18 protein-coding genes are annotated in these 20,185 nt (G+C 75.2%); 11 read left to right on the forward strand and 7 right to left on the reverse strand.

Annotation, left to right across the window (positions count from 1 at the left end):
• Nucleotides 1-22 precede the first annotated feature (22 nt).
• Both ABD52_RS18940 and ABD52_RS18945 read right to left on the reverse strand, forming a co-directional pair.
• Nucleotides 23-1,780: a DEAD/DEAH box helicase gene (locus tag ABD52_RS18940; RefSeq protein ID WP_047892688.1), complete on the reverse strand. Its 1,758-nt coding sequence runs from the start codon at nucleotides 1,778-1,780 to the stop codon at nucleotides 23-25.
• A gap of 118 nt (nucleotides 1,781-1,898) precedes the next feature.
• Nucleotides 1,899-2,726, reverse strand: a complete 828-nt coding sequence (locus tag ABD52_RS18945) for a hypothetical protein (protein ID WP_030272540.1) — start codon at nucleotides 2,724-2,726, stop codon at nucleotides 1,899-1,901.
• Between the two features lie 132 nt (nucleotides 2,727-2,858).
• Between ABD52_RS18945 and ABD52_RS18950 the strand changes: the two genes are divergently transcribed.
• Genes ABD52_RS18950 through ABD52_RS18960 form a run of 3 tightly spaced genes read left to right on the forward strand, consistent with a single transcriptional unit; the run spans nucleotide 2,859 to nucleotide 5,184 of the window.
• Complete coding sequence (locus tag ABD52_RS18950; RefSeq protein ID WP_047892689.1) at nucleotides 2,859-4,004, forward strand: sensor histidine kinase; 1,146 nt, start codon at nucleotides 2,859-2,861, stop codon at nucleotides 4,002-4,004.
• A complete protein-coding gene (locus tag ABD52_RS18955; RefSeq protein ID WP_013286580.1) occupies nucleotides 4,001-4,606 on the forward strand; it encodes a response regulator transcription factor in 606 nt (201 codons plus the stop codon). The genes ABD52_RS18950 and ABD52_RS18955 overlap by 4 nt, the downstream gene beginning before the upstream one ends.
• A gap of 44 nt (nucleotides 4,607-4,650) precedes the next feature.
• Nucleotides 4,651-5,184, forward strand: a complete 534-nt coding sequence (locus ABD52_RS18960; protein WP_047892690.1) for a 2'-5' RNA ligase family protein — start codon at nucleotides 4,651-4,653, stop codon at nucleotides 5,182-5,184.
• Between the two features lie 37 nt (nucleotides 5,185-5,221).
• Here the strand turns inward: ABD52_RS18960 and ABD52_RS18965 are convergent, their stop codons facing one another.
• Complete coding sequence (locus ABD52_RS18965) at nucleotides 5,222-7,417, reverse strand: family 43 glycosylhydrolase (protein ID WP_047892691.1); 2,196 nt, start codon at nucleotides 7,415-7,417, stop codon at nucleotides 5,222-5,224.
• Nucleotides 7,418-7,542: 125 nt separating this feature from the next.
• Here ABD52_RS18965 and ABD52_RS18970 point away from each other — a divergent pair, with 125 nt between their 5' ends.
• From ABD52_RS18970 to ABD52_RS18990, 5 genes are all read left to right on the forward strand, one after another.
• Nucleotides 7,543-8,286: a helix-turn-helix transcriptional regulator gene (locus tag ABD52_RS18970; RefSeq protein ID WP_047892692.1), complete on the forward strand. Its 744-nt coding sequence runs from the start codon at nucleotides 7,543-7,545 to the stop codon at nucleotides 8,284-8,286.
• 105 nt (nucleotides 8,287-8,391) lie between these two features.
• Nucleotides 8,392-9,396 carry a cytochrome P450 gene (locus ABD52_RS18975; RefSeq protein ID WP_235437495.1) on the forward strand — a complete coding sequence of 335 codons (1,005 nt, stop codon included), beginning with the start codon at nucleotides 8,392-8,394 and terminating at the stop codon, nucleotides 9,394-9,396.
• Nucleotides 9,393-10,187 carry an isocitrate lyase/phosphoenolpyruvate mutase family protein gene (locus ABD52_RS18980; protein ID WP_047892694.1) on the forward strand — a complete coding sequence of 265 codons (795 nt, stop codon included), beginning with the start codon at nucleotides 9,393-9,395 and terminating at the stop codon, nucleotides 10,185-10,187. The genes ABD52_RS18975 and ABD52_RS18980 overlap by 4 nt, the downstream gene beginning before the upstream one ends.
• A gap of 102 nt (nucleotides 10,188-10,289) precedes the next feature.
• Nucleotides 10,290-11,249, forward strand: a complete 960-nt coding sequence (locus tag ABD52_RS18985) for a hypothetical protein (protein WP_013476610.1) — start codon at nucleotides 10,290-10,292, stop codon at nucleotides 11,247-11,249.
• Between the two features lie 4 nt (nucleotides 11,250-11,253).
• Nucleotides 11,254-12,864 (forward strand): asparagine synthetase B, encoded by a 1,611-nt coding sequence (locus ABD52_RS18990; RefSeq protein WP_047892695.1) that lies wholly within the window; start codon nucleotides 11,254-11,256, stop codon nucleotides 12,862-12,864.
• 6 nt (nucleotides 12,865-12,870) lie between these two features.
• On the opposite strand, the gene ABD52_RS18995 is transcribed toward ABD52_RS18990, so the two are convergent.
• The gene (locus tag ABD52_RS18995) at nucleotides 12,871-13,746 is read right to left on the reverse strand and encodes a transglutaminase domain-containing protein (protein WP_047892696.1); all 876 of its coding nucleotides are present in this window, start codon (nucleotides 13,744-13,746) and stop codon (nucleotides 12,871-12,873) included.
• Nucleotides 13,747-13,868: 122 nt separating this feature from the next.
• Between ABD52_RS18995 and ABD52_RS19000 the strand changes: the two genes are divergently transcribed.
• Nucleotides 13,869-14,342: a DUF1203 domain-containing protein gene (locus ABD52_RS19000; protein WP_013286571.1), complete on the forward strand. Its 474-nt coding sequence runs from the start codon at nucleotides 13,869-13,871 to the stop codon at nucleotides 14,340-14,342.
• Nucleotides 14,343-14,390: 48 nt separating this feature from the next.
• On the forward strand, nucleotides 14,391-15,386 hold the full coding sequence (locus tag ABD52_RS19005) for a carcinine hydrolase/isopenicillin-N N-acyltransferase family protein (protein ID WP_047892697.1): 996 nt from the start codon (nucleotides 14,391-14,393) through the stop codon (nucleotides 15,384-15,386).
• A gap of 24 nt (nucleotides 15,387-15,410) precedes the next feature.
• On the opposite strand, the gene ABD52_RS19010 is transcribed toward ABD52_RS19005, so the two are convergent.
• Both ABD52_RS19010 and ABD52_RS19015 read right to left on the reverse strand, forming a co-directional pair.
• Nucleotides 15,411-16,031, reverse strand: coding sequence for an HD domain-containing protein (locus ABD52_RS19010; RefSeq protein ID WP_047892698.1), 621 nt, complete (start codon nucleotides 16,029-16,031; stop codon nucleotides 15,411-15,413).
• A gap of 79 nt (nucleotides 16,032-16,110) precedes the next feature.
• Nucleotides 16,111-17,562: an LVIVD repeat-containing protein gene (locus ABD52_RS19015; protein ID WP_013286568.1), complete on the reverse strand. Its 1,452-nt coding sequence runs from the start codon at nucleotides 17,560-17,562 to the stop codon at nucleotides 16,111-16,113.
• A gap of 138 nt (nucleotides 17,563-17,700) precedes the next feature.
• Here ABD52_RS19015 and ABD52_RS19020 point away from each other — a divergent pair, with 138 nt between their 5' ends.
• A complete protein-coding gene (locus ABD52_RS19020) occupies nucleotides 17,701-18,396 on the forward strand; it encodes a DUF305 domain-containing protein (protein WP_047892699.1) in 696 nt (231 codons plus the stop codon).
• A gap of 148 nt (nucleotides 18,397-18,544) precedes the next feature.
• Here ABD52_RS19020 and ABD52_RS19025 read toward each other — a convergent pair whose 3' ends face one another.
• Entirely contained in the window at nucleotides 18,545-19,933 is a 1,389-nt protein-coding gene (locus ABD52_RS19025; protein WP_013286566.1) for a serine/threonine-protein kinase, read from the reverse strand.
• Between the last annotated feature and the right edge of the window lie 252 nt (nucleotides 19,934-20,185).

The following is a 20,185-nucleotide window of genomic DNA, read 5'->3' on the forward strand; positions in this document are numbered from 1 at the left end:
GCGTCGTCGTGTCCGCCCGCGCTCAGCGGCGGTCGCGCCGCTCGTACCCCCGGTCGCGGCGCTCGCCCGGCCCGTCGCCGTCCCGGTCCCGGCGTACCGTCGCCTTGCGGCCCTTGATGGTGGTGCCGCGCAGCCCCGCGATGATCTCGTCGGCGACCGCCTGCGGCACCTCGACCAGGGAGAACCGGTCGGCGATCTCGATCGAGCCGATGTCCCGGCCACTGATCCGGGTCTCCCCGGTGATCGCGCCCACCAGGTCCTGCGGCCGTACCCCGGCCCGGCGGCCCAGACCGATGAAGACCTGGGTGGTGCCGCCGGTACGCGGGCGCGCCGGACCCCGGCGCTCACCCCGCCCGCCGGCCTCCGGGCGGCCCTCGCGCGGACCCCGGACCGGCACCTGCGGGATCTCCTCCTCGTCGTCCGAGCCCGGCGACGTCGCCTCGTGCGCCAGCTTCACCGCCGCCAGCGCCACCTCGACCAGGTCGAACTCGTCGGTGAGCGACTCCACGATCGCCCGGTACGGGTCGAGGTCGTCCTCCAGCAGGCTCTCCCGCAGCGCGCCCTGGGTCAGCTCCAGCCGCCGGGTACGCATGTCCGCGACAGTGGGGATCTTGTCGATGGCGATCCGCTGGCCGGTGACCCGCTCGATGGTCTTGAGCATCCGGTGCTCACGCGGCTCGGCGAGCGTGATCGCCACACCCTCCCGCCCGGCCCGGCCGACCCGCCCGATCCGGTGCACGTACGACTCCGGGGCGGACGGCACGTCGTAGTTGACCACGTGGGTGAGCTGCTCGACGTCCAGGCCACGGGCGGCCACATCGGTGGCGACCAGCAGGTCCGCCGTACCGGCGCGCAGCCGGCCCATCACCCGGTCCCGCTGCTCCTGGCTCATCCCGCCGTGCAGCGCCTCGGCCCGGTAGCCCCGGCCGTTCATCGTCTCGGTGAGCCGGTCCACCTCCTCCCGGCTGCGGCAGAACACGATCGCCGCGGTGGGCGACTCCACGTCCAGCACCCGGCCCAGCGCGGCCGGCTTGTGCGCCCGGGCCACGATGTACGCGCTCTGCCGCACCCGGGGCGCCTCCCCGGCGACCGGCCGCTCCCGCTCGATCCGGATGCGGACCGGGTCGGTCAGGTGCTGCCGGGCCAGCCCGTCGATCCGGGCCGGCATGGTGGCCGAGAACAGCACCGTCTGCCGGCCGGCCGGGGCGTGCTCCAGGATCGCCTCGATGTCCTCGGCGAAGCCCATGTCGAGCATCTCGTCCGCCTCGTCCAGCACCACCGTGCTCAGCGCGCCCAACCGCAGCGTGCCCCGGGCGATGTGGTCCAGCGCCCGGCCCGGCGTCGCCACCACCACGTCCACCCCGTGGTCGAGCGCACGCAGCTGCCGGCCGATCGGCTGCCCGCCGTAGATCGGCAGCACCCGGGCGCCCAGGTCCTTGCCGTAGCGGTGGAACGCCTCGGAGACCTGCACGGCCAGCTCCCGCGTCGGCACCAGCACCAACGACACCGGGTCGCCCTCGGCCCGCCCCACCGGCATCCGCTGCAACAGCGGCAGCGCGAACGCGGCGGTCTTGCCCGTACCGGTCGCCGCCTGGCCCAGCAGATCCTGCCCGGCCAGCAACGGGGGGATGGCCTCCCGCTGGATCGGCGTCGGTTCCTCGTAACCGAGCGCGGACAGCGCGCCCAGCAACTCGGTGCGCAGCCCGAGATCGGCGAAGGCGATGCCGTCCTCGGCGTCGGCGGGAAGGGCGGGGTCGGTCGGGGTCGGTGCGGCGTTCATGCGACAAGCTTTTCATCACCGCCGCGCGGCGGTCGCGGCGACCGGGTCAAACGTTCGCCGCGCCACCTGTGTGCCGTCCCCTCCGGGTGATCCGGCGTGGCCCCGTGCCCCCGCCGGATCACCGGGACAGGACGGCCAGCAGCGTGGTGAGGCCCACTCCGACGTCGAACACCGCGCACCACAGCGCGTACCCGCGCGGTACCACAGCGCCGGTGCGGTGGTACCAGCCGTCCCAGGCCGCGTGGACGAGCCAGCCCACCCCGACGAGCACCCCGGCGACGTCGGCGGACGCGATCATCGCCACGACCGCCAGGCCGCCCCACACGGCCGCCCCGGCGAGCTGCGCCGCCAGCGCGCGCCGGTCGCCCCACTGCCGCCGCCAGGTGCCGATCAGCAGGTAGCCGGCCGGCAGGACCAGCAGCGTCCACGGCGCGAAGACGCTGGGCGCGAACCACATGTCCACCGTCATGAGCAGCCCCAGCCCGGCGGGCCACCCGCGCGCCACGGCCGCGGCGACCGGGTGCCGGCGCGGCGGCGCGGCGGGCGTGTGCCGGTGCCGCAGCGCCACCAGCAGCATCGCCGGCACCATCAGCAGGTGACCGCCGAGCAGCAGCGTGTCGTCCCCGACCCACCCGGCCCACCAGGGCGGGAGCAGCAGCAGGAACGGCACGTACATGGCCGCCGACATCTCCGCGGTGGCGGCCCGGCCGTCCCCCCGGTACCACATCCACGCGGCCATGCCCGCCGCCATGTTCGTCGCCATCACCAGCGCGGCCACGTCCGGCCGCGCCAGCACCGCCGCACCCCCCAGCAGGTTCCCGCCCACCTGCCACAGCGGCCCGAGCAGCACCATCCCGGCCACCATCGCCACCACCATCCCGGCCAGGTGCCGGGTCCGCGCCCACCCGGCCCACCGCCGGGGTACGCCCACAGTCATCTCCGTCATGCCCCGACCCTGCCGCCGCCCGGCGCACCGGAGAAGACGCGTCAGTCATCGGGAAACCGTGCGGATCGCACGGTCCGGCCGTGACGTTTCTCAGGGGTGGGCGGGGCGCCGCACGCCCTAGGATCGGCGGGCATGACAGTCGATTCCGCCGACCACCGGCTGCGCCGGGTCCGGCGGGTCACCCTGCTGTCGCTGGCCACGAACGTGTGGACCACGGTGCTGCTGCCCGTCGTCGGCCTGGCCCGCGAGCCCGACCCGGTACGCGTCGCGCTGGGCGCCGCCGGGCTGCTCGGATTCGCGGTCGCCCAGATCGCGGTGCTGCACGCCGCGGTCACGCCGTGGCTGCCCGTACCGGCCCGTCGTCGCCGGCACGCCGCGCTGATCGCGGCGGCGCTGCTCAGCCTGCCGCTGCTCGGCCCGGTCGCGGCCGGAACCTGGCCCACCTGGGCGTGGCTGGGCGCGTCCCTGGTCGGCATGACGCCGCTGCTGTTCCGGCCCGTCGTCGCGGTGGTGGCGGCGGCCGGCGTCCTCGCGGTGTCGGCCGTCGTCACCTGGTCGACGGGCGGGCCGGTGACCACGGCGCTGCTGGTCACCGGCGTGGTGGGCGCCGGGATCGCCGCGCTCACCTGGGTCCAGGTCTGGTTCTGGGACCTGCTCGTCGAGGCCTGGCAGGGGCAGGCCGCCCAGGCGCGCCTCGCCGCCGCCGAGGAACGGCTGCGCTTCGCCCGGGACGTCCACGATCTGCTCGGCCACGACCTGACGGTGATCGCGCTCAAGGCCGAGCTGGCGGAGCGGCTGGCGCCGCGCGACGCCGGCCGGGCCGCCCGGGAGGCGGCCGAGGCCCGGCGGCTGGCCGGCTCGGCGCTGACCCGGGTCCGGGCGGCGGTGCACGGCTACCGCGCCGTCGACCTGGCCGAGCAGGCCGCGGCGGTGGGGGAGGTGCTGCGCTCCAGCGGGGTCCGCACGACAGTGGTCCCGCCCGTCGGTGAGGTGCCCGCGGCGGTCGCCGCCGACCTGGCCGCCGTGCTGCGCGAGGCCGGGACGAACGTGCTGCGGCACAGCCGGGCCGGCTGGTGCCGGATCGAGATCACCCGGGAGGACGGCGTGGTGACGCTGACCGTACGCAACGACGGTGTCCGCGACGACGCCGGACCGGACCGGCTCAGCGGCGGCCTGCGCGGCCTGGCCGACCGGCTCGCCCCGGCCGGCGGACGGGTTCGGGCCGATGCCGCCGACGGCGTGTTCAGCCTGGTGGCGACGGTGCCGGTGACGCCGTGATCCGGGTGCTGCTGGCCGACGACGAGGAGCTGATCCGGCTCGCCCTGGCCGCACTGCTCGACCTGGAACCGGACATCGAGGTGGTCGCGCACGCCCGCGACGGGCGCAGCGCCCTGGACGCGGCGCTTGCCCACCGCCCCGACGTCGCCGTGCTCGACCTGGAGATGCCGCCGCCCGGAGGCGTCGAGGTCGCCGCCGAGCTGACCCGGGCGCTGCCCGGCTGCGCGCCGGTGATCCTCACCGGACACGGCCGGCCCGCCCAGCTCCGGCCGGCGCTCACCGCCGGGGTACGCGGGTTCCTCGCCAAGGGCGCCCCCGGCGGCGCGCTGGCCGACGTGATCCGCCGGGTGCACTCCGGGGCGCGTTACGTCGATCCCGCGCTCGCGGCCGACGCGCTCACCCTGCCGGAGTGCCCGCTGACGCCGCGCGAGCTGGAGACGCTGCGGCTGGCCGAGCTGGGCACGCCGGTCGCGGTGATCGCCCGGCGGACCCATCTGGCCGCCGGAACGGTCCGCAACCATCTCAGCGCCTGCGTGCAGAAGCTCGGCGCCGCCGACCGGGCGGAGGCGGTACGGCGGGCGCGCGAGGCCGGCTGGCTCTGACGTACGGGGCGTCGCGGGCGGCTGACGCCGACTAGCCTGATCACGTGCGGACGGTCGAACTGCTCTGCTCGCCCGAACTGGAAGCGGCGGTTCGCGCCGCCTGGGACCGGCTCGCCGCCGCCGGGCTGCCCAGCCTGGCCCGCAACACGCACCCGACGAACCGGCCGCACCTGACGCTCGCCTCGGTCGAGGAGTTCCCGCCCGGCGTCGAGCAGCGCCTGGCCGACCTCTGCGACGCGGCGCTGCCGCTGCCGGTGCGGCTGGGCCGGGTGACGGTGCTCGACGGCAGCGCGCCACTGGTGTGGCTGGTCCGCCCGACCCCGCAGCTCGTCGCGCTGCACGGCGCGGTCTGGGACGTGCTCGCCGAGGCGTCCGGCGGGCACTCGTGGCACCAGCCCGGCCGGTGGGTGCCGCACCTGAGCCTGGCGCTGCGGTTCGGCGCGGCGGACCGGCGCCGGGCCCGGGCGGTCGCCGGGGCACATCCGCCGGCCGGGGCGTTCGTGGCGGCGCGCAGCTACGACGGCGACACCCGCACCGTCAGCGAGCTGACCACCGCCTGCCCTCGTTCCGGCGGCTGAGCGGGGCCGCCCCCCGGGGAGGGGACGGCCCCGGACGTCAGCGGTGGAAGCGCAGGTAGTCGAACTCGGCGGTCACCGCTGGTGTGGCCCCGCCGTGCGCCACCAGCCCGATCCGCGGTGTCGTGTCCGCCGGGAACGTCCACACCGCGCCCCACGTCCAGTGCTTGCCGTCGCGGCTGGACCCGGCCCGGAACTCGTGCTCGCCGTTGACCGGGTCGACCCGGTGGGCCAGCCGCAGCCAGGTGGTGGTGCCGGGGGTGCCGACGATGCTGCCGCCGTACACCGGCTGACCGGCGAACGGCAGCTCGTAGCCGTACTCGACCTGACGGGTGTTCCAGATGGCCACCTGGGTCAGCCGGGCGAACCGGTCGTCGTCGACGTACGCGACCAGGCCCGCCTGCTGGTAGTTGCGCACGCTGTCCTCGCCCAGGTCGAGCGTCACCTTGGTCTCGGCGACGTAGTTCCCGGCCGGGGCGTCGCGCAGCAGCACCCCTGCGGTGTTGCCGGTCCCGGACAGGTCGGCGTCCTGCACCGGCCAGCGCAGCGCGCCGCCGGACACGGTGGCGGCCGGGTCCTGGCGTACCCACCGCCACGCCGGGTCGAGCCCGCCGGTGAACTCGTCGGAGTAGCCGCGCAGCACCGGACCGACCCGGAGGTCGGGGACTGTGTGCCGCGCCGGACGGTACAGCCGGACGGCGCTGACGTTGTCGAACTCGGCCGGGCCGCCCTCGGCGCGCACTGACACCTCACCGGTGCCGGGGCGAGGCAGCCGCAGCGACACCTGGGCGACCGGGTCGCCGAGGCGGGACGGGCTGAGCGTGGCGACGAGCTGCCGCCCGCGTACCTCGATGGCGAGATTGTGCCGGTCGCCCAGGTCGAGGCCGGCGGGCAGCACGGTGGTCGCGCCGCCCGCACTCAGCCGGCCGCGCCCGACGCGGACGTCCACGCCACCCAGCCGCAGCCCGGCGGTGGCCGCGCCGGTCAGCCGCAGGTCGGTCTCCGCGCGCAGGTCACCGCCGATCCGGGTACGCGAGGTGAGCGTGCCGCTGCCGGTCAGCACCCCGCCGGTGGCCTGCCAGCGGCCGTGCCCGGCCCGCCAGCCGCGCAGGTCGGCGGTGGCGAAGCGGGCGTCGACCGGGCCGGTGGTGACCGGCGCGGGCCGGGCGGTGTCGGAGGGGCCGGCGCCCGCGTTCACAGTGGGCCATCCGCCGATCCAGTCGAGCCGGTCCAGCAGCATCGGCCGCTCGTTGACGCCGAACGGCTCGTCCAGGTACGGGTCGGCGCGGTCGATCGCGTGGTAGGCGATCCAGTCCTGCCCGGACAGGTCGGTGAGCACCGCGTTGTGCCCGGTGCCGATCCAGCGGTTGCCGTTCTGCGTGAGCACCGGCGTGCCGCCGGCCCGGGAGACGTCGAGGCGCTGCCCGTCGCGGTCGGTGAACGGGCCGCGCGGGTCACGGGACCGGCCGACCTGGACGGAGTAGCCGGTGGCCGGGCCGGCGCAGCAGTTCGCGGTGGACGCGAACAGGTAGTACCAGCCGTCGCGGCGCAGCACGTACGCGCCCTCGAACTTGTTGTCGATAGCGACGGGCGTGGGCGTGCCGACCGCGCGCAGCCCGTCCGGGGACAGCTCGGTGACCGAGATGCCGCCGTAGTAGCTGCCGTAGTAGAGCCAGTGGCGGCCGTCGGCGCCGGTGAGCTGGCTGGGGTCGATCGTCCACAGGTAACCGCCGCCGGCGCCCGGTCGCGGCGCGACCACGGGTGTGTCGGCGAACGTCCACGGCCCGGCCGGGCTCGGCGCGGTGGCCACGCCGACCGCGGTGTCGAACGTGTCGTCGGAGACGCCTGTGTCGGTGACCGTCACGTACATCACCCACCGGCCGGCCACCCGCCGCACGTCCGGCGCCCAGAATGCGGCGCCGGGAGCGGCGTAGGCGGGCCGCTGGTCCGGGGCGAACGCGTCGCCGGCGTAGGTCCAGTCGACCAGGTCGGCGGAGCGGGCGATCGGCACGCGATGCGTGCGGCCCTCGCCCTCGCGCAGCGGGTCGGAGGTGCCGAAGGCGTACCAGAGTCCGTCGTCGCCGCGCACCACGACCGGGTCGGCGAAGGTGTCGGCGAACCCGGCGGAGACCGGGTTGCGGTAGCGGTCGGGCCCGGCGGCGGACGCGGGGGCCGCGCCGGCGAGCAGAAGCGTGAGTACGGCGGCGAGCGCGCCACCGCGGCGGAGGTGTCCCATCGGGCCTGCCCTCGGGGATAGACGGAGGTGCGGTGCCACCGTTTCTACAACGTTGGAGAGAGTGCTGTAAAGAACCCCCTGACCGTTCGGCGCGGCCCGAACCGTGCCCGTGTCAGCATGGGCTGATGACCACCGGTGCCGACGGCCGCGGACTCGCCGGGTTCGCCGCGCTGCTCGCCGACCCCACCCGGGCCGGCTTCTGCCTGGCCCTGCTCGACGGCCGCGCCTGGACCGCCGGGGAACTGGCCCGCGCCGCCGGGGTCGCCGCGTCCACCGCGAGTGACCACCTCACCCGGCTGGTCGCCGGTGGCCTGCTCGTCGAGCAGCGGCAGGGCCGCCACCGGTACGTCCGCCTCGCCGACCCGGGCGTCGCCCAGATCGTCGAGGACCTGGCCGCGCGGGCGCCCGCACCGGCGACCCCGCCCCGCACGTTGCGCGCCGCGTCGGCCGGCGCCGCCCTGGCGTACGCCCGCACCTGCTACGACCACCTGGCCGGGCGGCTCGGCGTGCTGCTGCACGACGCCCTGCTCGACCGAGGCGTCCTCGACCGCACCGGCGGCCTCGCGCTGACCGGGGCCGGCATGACCTGGCTGGACCGTCTCGGCGTACCCGTCGAACCGCTGCGCGCCACCCGGCGACCCCTGGTCCGCGACTGCCTGGACTGGACCGAACGGCGCCCGCACCTGGCCGGCGCGGTCGGGGCGGCGCTGTGCGGGCGCTTCCTCGACCTCGGCTGGACCGCGCGCGGCACCGGCCGGGCGGTACGGCTCACCGCCGCCGGGCGGGACGCGCTGGCCGAGACGCTCGCCGTCGACCCGGCGCTGCTGGCCCCGCCCGCCTCCCGCGACACCGGCCCGGCGCGCGCCTGACCCGCCCGTGCCCCGCGGCACCCGTCCCGCCCGCGCCGGGCCGCCGGATGTGCCCGGCCGGATCGTTCGGTTCGGACCGAACTGTCGGCGCCCTACGGTCGGACGATGGATTCACCGACGATCACGGCTGCTCCGGGCACACCGCCCTGCGGGCCGCCGACCTCGGACGACGGCGGCTGGGTGGTCACCCGGTACGCGGACGTCGTCTCCGTCCTGGCTGATCCCCGCTGCGTGGTGCCGCCCGCCGGGCAGGCGCCGGAGGGTGGCCTGGCATGGCTGCGCGCCTCGGTGAGCCGGTTCAGTCCGCCGGACCGGCATGCCGCGCGGCGAGCCGTCGGGGTGGCGGCGCTCGACGCCCTCGACCCGCGGGAACTGCGTGTGGCCGCGGAACGGCTCACCGGGCGGATCCTCGACCGCGCCGCGACCGGGGACAACGGCGGTGACCGGGTGGACGTGACCGGTGACCTGGCTCGGCGCGTACCCCTCGTGGTGCTGGCGGAGCGGCTCGGCCTGGCCGACCCGGCGGCGGCCGTCGCGGAGGTGACGGCGGTGGCCGCCGCCTACCACCCGGGCGCCGAACCGGCGGCGGTGCGGCGGGCGGACCGGGCGGTGGCGGCGCTGCTGGCCATGTCGCCGCCCGCTCCGGCCGAGGTGACAGCGAACCGGCTCGGGCTGCTGGTGCAGGCCGCCGACGCCACCGCCGGGCTGATCGTGGCCGCCGTCCGGCACGGGCTCGCCGCGCCGGACGGGCTCGGGACCGACGCGCTGCTCGCCGAGGTGCTGCGCCTCGACCCGCCGGTACGGGTCACCCGCCGGGTCGCCGCCGACCCGCTGAGCCTGGGCGGCCAACCGGTGCGCGCGGGGGAGCGGCTGCTGCTGCGGTTCGACGCCGCCAACCGCGACCCGGCGGCCTTCCCGGAGCCGGACCGCTTCCGCGCCGGCCGGGCGAACGCCGCGCTGACGTTCGGCGCCGGTCCCCGCGGCTGCCCCGGGCAGCGGCACGCGCTCGCCCTGGCCGCCGGCGTGGTCGGCGTGCTGCGCCGCCGCTGCCGTCCCGCCCGCCCGACTCCTGACGTTCCGACGACCCGACTCGAGGTGATCCTGCGATGACCGACCGGTACCGCGCATTCCGTGACCTGCACCGGCCCGGCGAACCGCTGCTCCTGCCGAACGCCTGGGACCACGCCTCCGCCGCGGCGTTCGCCGCCCGGGGACATCAGGCGATCGGCACGACGAGCCTGGGCGTGGCGGCGGCGGCCGGGCGGCCGGACGCGGTCCGCGCCACCCGCACCGAGACGCTGGAGCTGGCGTACCGGCTGCGGAACCTGCCGGCGCTGCTGACTGTGGACGTCGAGGACGGCTTCCACGACGACCCGGCGGAGGTGGCGCGCTTCGTCGGCGAGCTGGCCGCGCTCGGCGTGGTCGGCGTGAACGTGGAGGACGGCCGCCCGGACGGGCGCCTGGCCCCGGCGGAGCACGTCGCCGCCGTGATCGCGGCGGTCCGCGCCGCCGTACCGCAGATCTTCGTCAACGCCCGCACCGACGCCTGGTGGCTGGGCGTGCCGTCGCCGCTGGACGAGGCGTGGCGGCGGGCGGCGCTGTTCCGGGCCGCCGGGGCCGACTGCCTGTTCGTGCCGGGCGCGCCCGACGAACTGGTCGGTGTGCTCGCCGCCGAGGCGGGGTTGCCGCTCAACGTGCTGTACCGGCCGGGCGGCCCGGACCTGGCCGCCCTCGGACGGCTCGGCGTGGCCCGGGTCAGCACCGGCTCACTGCTGTTCCGGGCGGCCCTCGGAACGGCGCTGCGCCTGACCGACGCGATCGGCGCCGGGCGCGACGCGGGCCTGCCGGCACCGCCCACGTACGAGGAGGTGCAGGCGCTGGTGCCACCGTCCGCCACCTGATCGGGCGCATCGGGGGAGATGGGGCGATTGCCGCCCTCTCGGCTCATTACGGTGTGTGCAGGCCCAATCACGCCGTGTCCTGACCGAGAGGGGACGGAGACCATGCGAGTGCCCAGCCGCAGCCCCGGTCGCCAGCCCGGTCCCGCCGTCACGTCCACCGCTCCCGCCCGGCGGGTGCCCGCCGGTGGCCGGCGCGCCGGCACCGAGCCGGACCTGTCCGCGTACCGGGCGGCGGTGGCGGAACTCCTGGTCGAGGTGGGCGCGCTCGCCGACGCGCCGTCCACCACCGCCCGCCAGGTGCTGCTCGACCAGCGGCTGCGCGAACCGGCCATCGCCGCCGTCCTCGACGCCACGCCGCAGGGCCTGATCGGCGCCCGGGAGACGCTGCTGCTGGAGATGGCCCGCTACCAGCCCAACGCGCGCAGCTCGGCGCAGGACCTCACCGCGCTGGTCCGCATCTACCTGCTCTCCCGCGTCGACGTGCTCTGGTGGCGGGACAGCCCGACGTTCCTCACCGACGACCAGGTCCGCACCAGCACCGAACTGGTCGACCTGGAGTGGCTGCGCCGCCGCGGCCTGATCGAGTTCCGCTACCAGGAACAGCCCGCCACAGTGGTGGGACGCGGGCTGCGGGCGGTGCGGCGACGGCTGCGCCCGGACGCCACCCCGCGTACCGCCGGGCTGCTGTTCCGCCGGGCCCGCCGCGAGATGATCGCGTTCCTCAACGACCTGGCCCGGGAGTTCACGGCCGTCGCGCCGGACGGCACGCCGCCGCTCTGGGTGACCAGCCTGGCCCGCAGCGCCGAGCACCAGTACCGGCTGCGCCGCCTCGGGTACGCCGCGATGGTGCCCAGCGGGCACTGCCTCGGCTGGGCCGCCGACGTCGAACTGGAGTGGTACGACCGCTTCGGCGCCCGCCCGGCGCTCGCCGGGCTGCTGCTGGCCCGCCAGGACGCCGGCGAGGTGAACGTGGTCGACGAGGGACAGGCCTGGCACGTGTGTCTCGCCCCGGCCGCCCGTCGCCGGTACCGGCGGGCGTACGAGTCCGAGATGGGGGTGTGACCCGGTGTGCGGCATCGCGCTGAGCATCGGCCCCGAGGCGGATCCGGCCACCTTCCGGCGGATGCTCGCCGCGCTCGCGCCGCGCGGTGAGGTCACCGAGACCCGGCAGGAGAACGGCCTGCTCGCCGGCGTACGGCGGCTGAGGATCGTGGACCGGGAACGGTCCGTCCAGCCGTGGATGTCGCCGGACGAGCGGCACCTGCTCTGCTTCAACGGCGAGATCTTCAACCACCACGAGCTGCGCGCCGAGCTGACCCGGCTGGGCCACCGGTTCATCACCGCGGGCGACACCGAGGTGGTGCTCACCGCGTTCCGCCAGTGGGGCGAGAACGCGGTCCGCCGGCTGCGCGGCGAGTACGCGTTCGTGATCGTCGAGCGCGACACCGGCCGGACGTACCTGGCCCGCGACCCGCTCGGCGTCAAGCCGCTCTACTGGTCCCGCCTGCCCGGCTGCCTGCACCTCGCCTCCGAGGTCAAGGCGCTGGTCGGACACGGCGCGCCGATCGGCGAGGTGGCGCCCGGGCACCACGGCTGGGTCGAGCCCGGCCGCCCGGTCCGGGTCGGTCCGCACGTCGACCTGCTCACCCTCGGCGACGGCCTGCCGGTGATCGACGACCCGGACGAGGCGGCCCTGCTGGTCCGCGTCGCGCTCACCGACGCCATGCGCGCCCGGCTGGACACCGACCTCACCGTCGGCGTGGTGCTCTCCGGCGGTCTGGACAGCTCACTGGCGCTGCTGCACGCCCGGGAACTGCACCCGGACTGCGTGGCGGTCACCATCGGCGTGCCGGAGAGCCCGGACGTCGCGTACGCCCGGCGGCTCGCCGCCGACCTCGGCGTACCGCACGAGGTGATCGAGCTGCGGCCCCGCGACATCCGGCTCGCCGACGTGCGCGAGGCGATCCGGGTCTCCGAGCTGACCGAGTACGGCGACATCATCAACGCGGTCGTCTCGGTGCCGATCTTCCGGCGGCTGTGCGAGCTGGGCGTCCGGGTGGTGCTCACCGGCGACGGCTCGGACGAGCTGTTCGGCGGGTACCCGATGTATCACCGGGTCGGCCCGGAGCGGTCCCGCCGCCTGTTCCTCCACAAGATCCGCAACCTGTGCCGGACCGAGCTGCAACGGGTGGACCGGGCCAGCATGGCGCACGGCGTGGAGGCCCGGGTGCCGTTCCTCGACCTCAGCGTCGTCGAGCTGGCCATGCGGCTGCCGCTGGACGTCAAACTGCGCGACGGGCAGGAGAAGTGGATCGTCCGGCGGGCCTTCGCGGACGTGCTGCCCTCCTACGTCCGGCAGCGGCCGAAGAACCCGATGTCGTACTCGTCCGGGCTGCACGAGCGGGCCCGCCTCTACAAACCGCTGTTCGCCCGGCTGCACCGCTCCTTCGGCTACGACCTTCTGGAACCGGTCCGCCGGGACTTCGACAGCGTGCTCACCCGCTGCGGCAACGACCTCGACCGGGCCATCGCCGAGGGCATCGCCCGGCCCGACTACACGGTGCTGGAACACGCCCGGGACCTGGTCGGCGCGGCCCGCTGGAACGCCGCCCCGATGGTCCGCCGGCTGGTCAACCCGCGCCGCACCCGAGGCGACGAGGCGCCCCTGCCCGGGTGAGCCCGGTCAGCGTCGCAGGTCCACGTCGGCGGCCATGCCGGAGACCGGGTCGACGCAGTGCACAGTCGGGCCCGGACGCAACCGGGCGTCCGAGGCGTACCGCCGGGCCAGCTCCCGCCCGGCGGCGGCGTCGCCGCGGTCGGCTGCCACCAGCAGCGCGGCGACCTCGTCGACGAGCGTGAGGTCGGCACCGGTCAGATCCTCGGTCATCGCACCGAACCCGTCCCAGAGCAGCACCTCGTCCTTGTGCCGGTGGGCCAGCTCCAGCAGCACGTAGTCGTGGACGAGCCAGTCGCCCCGGATCGGCAGCGACGGGTCCACGCCGTAGGTGCCGGGGTCGATCCGGCCCGCCCGGTACGCCAGCCACACCCGGGCCGCCGAGTCGAAGTGCCCCGCCTCCGGGTCGATGTCGTAGCCGTCGAACGGCCGGTCGACGGCCGGGTCCAGTTCCGGGTCGGACCAGACCCAGCGTTCGCCGTCCCACCACTCCGCGAGCACGTGGTCGTGGTGCCAGTCCGGGGAGAAGTAGCTCACGAACCCGATCCGGCTGCGGGCCGGGATCCCGTGCTGGCGCAGCGCCGCGACGGTGAGCACCGTGTGGTCCCGGCAGCAGCCGGCGACCCGCTCGACGGCCGGGCGTTCGGCGGTCAGCGGCAGCGGGAACCGGGACTGGTCGGTGTCGAGGATGCGGTCCAGCCAGCGCAGGTTCACCTCGGCCCGGCGGACGTCCGGCAGCTCCACGCCACCGGCGCGGTAGTGGACGATCACGTTGCGGGCGGTCGCCGCGACGGTGGGCAGGTCGGCGGGAACGGCGTCGAGCAGCGCCGCGTGGTGGCGGGGATCGCTGTACGGGGAGTGGGTCCGGTAGTCGTCGACGTCCATCCGGTCATTGTCGGCGCCGGATGCGGCCCGCGGGTGCCCGCTCGGCGCGCATTTTCGCGGTACCCGAACGCCAGGTCCGATCACCGCCAGCGCCGCGGTCCGGGCGGCGCCAGGCTGGGACCGTGACGACCACCCGTACCGCGTTTCTGATCCGCCCACTGCCCGCCGGGACGCTCGCCGAGCTGCGTCGCACCGGCCGCGACGCCACCGGGCAGCCGCCCGAGCACCGGCGCGCCACCGGCGGCGAGCCGCTGCGCTGCTGCCTGCGCGACGCCCGGCCGGACGAGGAGCTGCTGTTGTTCGGGTACGCCCCGCCGCTGCCGCCGGGCCCGTACCGGGAGGTGGGGCCGGTGTTCGCACACGCCGCCGGCTGCGCCGGCCCGGACGACGTGACGGCGTACCCGTCGCAGTGGCGCGGACGGGAGCAGGTGCTGCGCGCGTACGACAGCCGGGGCCGCATCGTGGGCGGACGGCGACACGACGGCGGCGACCCGGAGGCGGTGATCGCGGAGCTGTTCGCCGACCCGGCGGTGGACCAGCTGCACAGCCGCAACGTGGTGTACGGCTGCTGGATGTTCGCGATCGTGCGGAGTTGACCGAGTCCCGGATGGACATCGGCGGACGCCTCTTCTAGCGTCGCAGTCATGCGGAGGACCCTCATCGCCGGCGGGCTCGCGCTGCTCCTGCTCGCCACGGCCTGCGGGGAGAGCCGCCGGTCCGGCCCACCGGCCGCGGCCGGCTCACCGACCGCGTCCCGGCAGGACCCGGCGCAGGTCGAGCGGACCCTGGCCAGCCTCCGCAAGATTGACGACCTGCCGATGTACGAGATGACGTACGACGGCGACTACGACCCGACCGCCGGGCTGGCCGGGTCCACGCCGCCGAGCCCGTTCGGCTGCTCGCTGTTCGCCGCGCTGGCCGACCGGGACCGGCCGCTGTTCGCCCGCAACTTCGACTGGGAGCCCAATCCCGCGCTGGTGCTGCGCACCGACCCGCCGGACGGGTACGCCTCGATCTCCCTCGTCGACATCTCGTACCTGGGCGTGTCCGCCGACCCGACCGGGGACCGGCGGCTGCTGGACGCGCCGCTGCTGCCGTTCGACGGCATGAACGAGCGGGGTCTCGCGGTCGGGCTGGCCGCCGACGACGGGGCCCGCGCCGAGCCGGTGCCCGGCCTGCCGAAGGTCGGCTCGGTGCGCATCCTGCGCCTGGTGCTCGACTCGGCCGCCACTGTGGACGAGGCGGTCGCCGTGTTCCGGCGCTACAACCTCGACTTCGACGGCGGGCCGCCGCTGCACTACCTGCTGGCGGACGCGACGGGCGCGTCCGCCGTGGTGGAGTTCGTCGACGGGAAGCTCACCGTGGACCGGCGGCAGGGCCCGTGGCAGGCGCTGACGAACGTGCCCGCGGTCGGCGTGCCGGACCGGGAACTGCGCCAGGACCACAGGTACGGGGTGCTGGCGAAGGAACTCGACCGTACCGGCGGGGTGGTGGACGCGGCCGGTGCGCTGCGGCTGCTGAACGCGGTACGCCAGTCGCACACCCGCTGGTCGGTGACGTACGGGCTGCGCAGCGGCGAGGTGCGGGTGGTCACGGCGGGCGGCGGCACCCGCGACTACCGGCTGCCGATGAGCGACTGACCACGGCTGCGGCGCCGCGCCCCCTCAGACGATCGGCTGTCGATACCTGGCGGCGAGCGTGGGCAGGTCCGGCTCGCCGAACCGCTCGACGAGTGCCGCGAACCGGTCGACCTTGTCCGGGCCGAAGCGCCGCACGGCGACCGCGTAGGAGGCGGCGGAGACGAACGCCGGTGGCGTGGTCTTGCTGTGGAACTTGTCGGCGTACATCACGAGGTGTTCCTCGGCGGTGACGGCCGTGTAGTCGTCGGCCGGGATCGGCAGGCCCTGCCGGCGCACGTCCGCCCGGGTGATCCCGACGCCGGTGTGACGGGAGCAGAACCGGGCGATCACCTCGGGCAGCCCTGCCTCCCGTGCCAGCGCGTGGCCCAGCACGCCGTGCCGTACGTAGTTCCGCTCGTCGAGCCGCCCGGCCTCGTCGTAGAGGCGGTAGACCCCGATGTCGTGGAGCAGGCTGCCGGCCCGCACGAGGGCGGCGTCCGCGTCCGCACCGCTGCTGTCGAGCAGTTGTCCGGCAATGTCGCACACGATCCGGCAGTGCGTCCAGACGAGGTGCAACGCCTCCCGGGACGGCGCGAGCCGTTCGTGCAGAGCCCGGATCCGGGCGTCGCTCGGCACCGCCGTCCGGTCGTCGATCGTCACCGGCATGTGTCCGTTTCCCTCCCGGGACAGCACCGGGCCCGGCGCCCCCGTGAGGGGAACGCCGGGCCCGGCCACGGTCAGCGGGTCACCAGCTCAGGTAACCGGCCTGCGTCTGCACGTTCAGCTCGGGCACCAGCAGGAACTGCGCCAGCCAGGTGCGCGGGTCACGCAGCTCCAGCACGTCCAGTCCCTTCTGGATGTCGCTGGAGTAGATGTGGCCGTTGTACCAGTAGGCCGACCAGGACCCGCCGGTACGCAGCTGCGAGGCGTCCAGCGGCCCGCGCTCCCAGTAGGCGATCTCCTTGGGCTTGCGCGAGTCGGTGAAGTCCCACACCGAGATGCCGCCCTGGTACCACGCCTGGACCATGATGTCGCGGCCGGGCACCGGGATCAGCGAGCCGTTGTGGGCCACGCAGTTCTCCGTGTCCGCGTTGACGCGGGGGATCTTGTAGTAGCTGCGGAACTCCAGCTTGCGGGCGTCACCGCGGCCGGTGATGTCGTAGATGGCGTCCGCGCCGCGGTTCGGGCCGACCACCTCGTTGCAGGTGGCTGCGCCGCCGCCGCCCAGCTCGTCGGTGAAGACGACCTTGGTGCCGGCGTTGTTGAACGTGGCCGAGTGCCAGAACGCGAAGTTCTCCGCGTCGGTGACCCGCTCGATCACCCGGGGCGCCTCGCGGTTCTTGATGTCCAGCAGGACGCCGTCACCCATGCAGGCGCCCGCGGCCAGGTCCTTCGACGGGTACGCGGTGATGTCGTGGCAGCCGGTGGTGGCCGACGACTGGCCCGGGATGCCCGGGTAGCCGCCGTCCGGGAAGAGGTTCGGCGTGGCGACCACGGAGGCCGTGGTGGGGTTCTTCACCGGCACCTTGACGATGGAGATGGAGTCGTGCGGCGGCTGGCAGTCCGGGAACTCGGCCCGCGGGCTGTACGAGGAGACGTACAGGTAGACGTTCCGCTTGTCCTTGCCGGGCACCAGCGTGTGGGTGTGCGAGCCGCACGCCGTCTCGACCGACTTGATGTAGCGCGGGTTGCGCTTGTCCCGGATGTCGAAGATCTTGATGCCCTCCCAGGACTCCTTCACCGACGCCGGCTGGCTGGTGCTGGCGCAGGAGTCGTCGCTGCGGGAGGAGTCGGTCGACAGGAACAGCAGGTTGCCGTGGACCGAGATGTCGTTCTGTGAGCCGGGGCAGAGCACCTGGGACACGATCGCCGGGCGGCTCGGGCGGGAGACGTCGTAGACGACGAACCCGTCGTAGTTGCCGACGAACGCGTACCGCCCCTGGAAGGCGATGTCGGTGCCGAGGGCGGCCGTGGTGTCGAACGGCGCCTGCTTCGGCAGGTTCGCCACCTGGCGCAGGTTGGGGCTGCTGGAGATCTCGTCGACACCGGGGACGGCGTTGTCCACGGTGGCCGGCGCGGCCTGGGCGCGGGGGATCTCCTGGGCGCTGCTCGGCGGCGCGGTGACGACGCCGGCGAGCAGCAGGCCGGCGGCGGCCAGGCTGACGATCCGGATACGAGACGTGCGGATGTTGATCATCGGCAACACCCTTCGAAAGGGGGTCATGATTCGCCACACCTTACCTATTGGAGACGGCCATCAATGTGATCTGGGTCACACTGGGGAACTTTCGTCTATGGATAGGATCGCTGTCACCTTGACCGGAGGAGGCGTCGTATGACCAGCCGGCAGGCGCGCGTGTGGGTGGGCGTCACAGCACTGGTGACCCTCGTCGTGGTCGGGGCGCTGACGCTGGCCGGGCGCGAGGACGCCCGTACCCCGGAGGCGGCCGGAACCGCCGCGGCGGCCGCGCCGAGCGCGAGCGCCGCCGCGTCGGCGCCACCCGTGGTGGTGCCGGGGCGGCCGGGGGAGCCCGCCGCGACCCGCCCCGCCGAGCAGGTCCGGGGCGCCACCACGCCGCGGTGGAACAGCCTCGACGTCTGGTACGTCCGAATGATGATCCCGCACCACGAGCAGGCCCTGGAGATGGCATCCCTCGCGCCCGAGCGCGCCGCCGACGCGCGGATCCGCGCCGTGGCCGAGCGGATCCGCGCCGCACAGGGCCCGGAGGTCGGCCTGCTGCGCGCCTGGCTCAGCACCCGCGACCTGCCCGCCGACGTGCCCGGGCACGACCACGGCAGCATGCGCGGGATGCAGTCCGCCGAGGCGATGCGGCGGCTCGCCGACGCCCGCGGCGCGGCGTTCGACAGGCTGTTCGTGCAGATGATGTCCGACCACCACCGGGGCGCGATCGTCATGTCCACCGACCTGCTGAAGGTCGGCGTCGACCAGCCGATGCAGGAGTTCGCCACCTCGGTGGCGGTCGAGCAGTCCGCCGAGATCACCCGCATGCAGGCCCTCCTGACCCCCTGACCTGAAGCGGGCGGGGGAGGACACAAGGGCGGGGCCTAGGCTGGGGGATCGCCGGGCAGACCGGGCGCTCGGCGCGGACTGAGCACCGCCGCCCGGACACGGACGAGCCGGCTCCGCCGTGGGCGGGGCCGGCTCGTGGGTGCGTGGGTCAGGGCTGCGTGGCCGGCTGTCCGCCGGTGTCACCGCCGCCGGTGCCGGTGCCGGGGTCGGCGGTGGTCGGGTCCGGCGCGGGCGGCGTGGTGGGTGCCGTCGTCGTGGGCGCGCTGGACGGCGTGCTGCTCGGCTCGGCCGACGGGGCCGGCTCGTCCGTCACGCTCGGCTGCGCCGACGGGGTCGGGGAGGAACTCGGCGTCACCGACGGTGTGGCCGACGGCCGGCCGCCCGGACCGACCGGGCGGTAGGTGTACTCGTCGTCCGCCGACGGCTCGTCGGCGACCGGCTCCGCGGCCGGATCGCTCGGCGCCACCGCGGGCGCCGTCTTGTCGATCTTCGTGGCCGGTTCGGCCGTGTCGTTCGCGGCGGCCACGAGCGCGCCCAGCGCGCCCATCGCCACCAGCACCGCGCCCAGCGCACCGACGAGCGTGCCGCGCCGGCCCCGCCGCCGCGACGTCGCCACCGCGGCACCCGGGCGGACCGCCGGCTGGTCGTCCCGCGACCGCGCCTGGCCCGCCGCACCGCGCAGCGCCACCGTCGCGGTCGGCGAGTCGGTACGCGCGGCCCGCGCCGCGTCGGCCATCGCCGCCGCGCTCGGGTAGCGGTCGGCCGGATCCTTGGCCAGCGCCCGCGACACCAGCTCCCGCACCGACGCCGGGATCTCCGCCGGCAGCTCCGGCGGCTCGTCGTCGAGATGGCGTACGGCCACCTGGAGCGGGTTGTCGCCGGTGAACGGCGGGCTGCCGGTGAGGCAGCAGTACGCGACGGCGCCGAGCGCGTACACGTCGGTGGCGCCCGAGACGGGCCGCCCGGCGGCCTGCTCCGGCGCCATGTAGAGGGCGGTGCCGGGCACCGCGTTCGTGCTGGTGATGCTCGTGACGTTGGTCGAGCGGGCCACCCCGAAGTCGACCAGGACCACGGTGCCGTCGTCCTGCACGAGCAGGTTGCTCGGCTTCACGTCCCGGTGCACGATGCCCCGGCCGTGCGCCGCGTGCAGGGCCTGCGCCACCTGGGCCACGATCGACATGGTCTCGGCGACCTCGAGGCACCCGGCGGTCTCGATCCGCCGCGACAGCGGCTCACCGGCGACGAACTCCATCACCAGGTAGTCGGCCCGGCCGCCGCTGGGCAGGTCGTCCTCACCGCAGTCGAAGACCTGGACCACGCCGGGGTGGCGCAGGGAGGCCATGATCCGGGCCTCGGAACGGAACCGGGCGATGAAGTCGGGGTCGGACACCAGGGCGGGAAGCAGGACCTTCACCGCGACCGGGCGACCGAGGACAAGGTCTGTGGCACGCCAGACGTCGCCCATGCCGCCGGTGGCGACACGGTCATCAAGGCGGTACCGACCGCTGAGTACGACGTCTGAGGACAGCACCCCCATACCGTACCCACAGCAGGCCTGAAGTATTTCCCGCGATATCGGCGGCCGGTCCGGCCGGCCGTTCGGCCGGGTGTCCGGCACCCGGGACGCCGATCGGCTGATCGTGATCGACCCGGTACGATCGGCCAGAAAGTGACGCGCCCCCGCGCTCCCGGACCGCCGTACCGNTTACCCCGACACGCCGGTGGCGCAGGTAGACATTTCTCTCTGTTTCTCCGCCGTGCGGAGGCTTGCCGACGCATCCCGCCCGCC

This window comes from Micromonospora sp. RV43, from assembly GCF_001029515.1.
Classification (GTDB): domain Bacteria; phylum Actinomycetota; class Actinomycetes; order Mycobacteriales; family Micromonosporaceae; genus Micromonospora; species Micromonospora aurantiaca.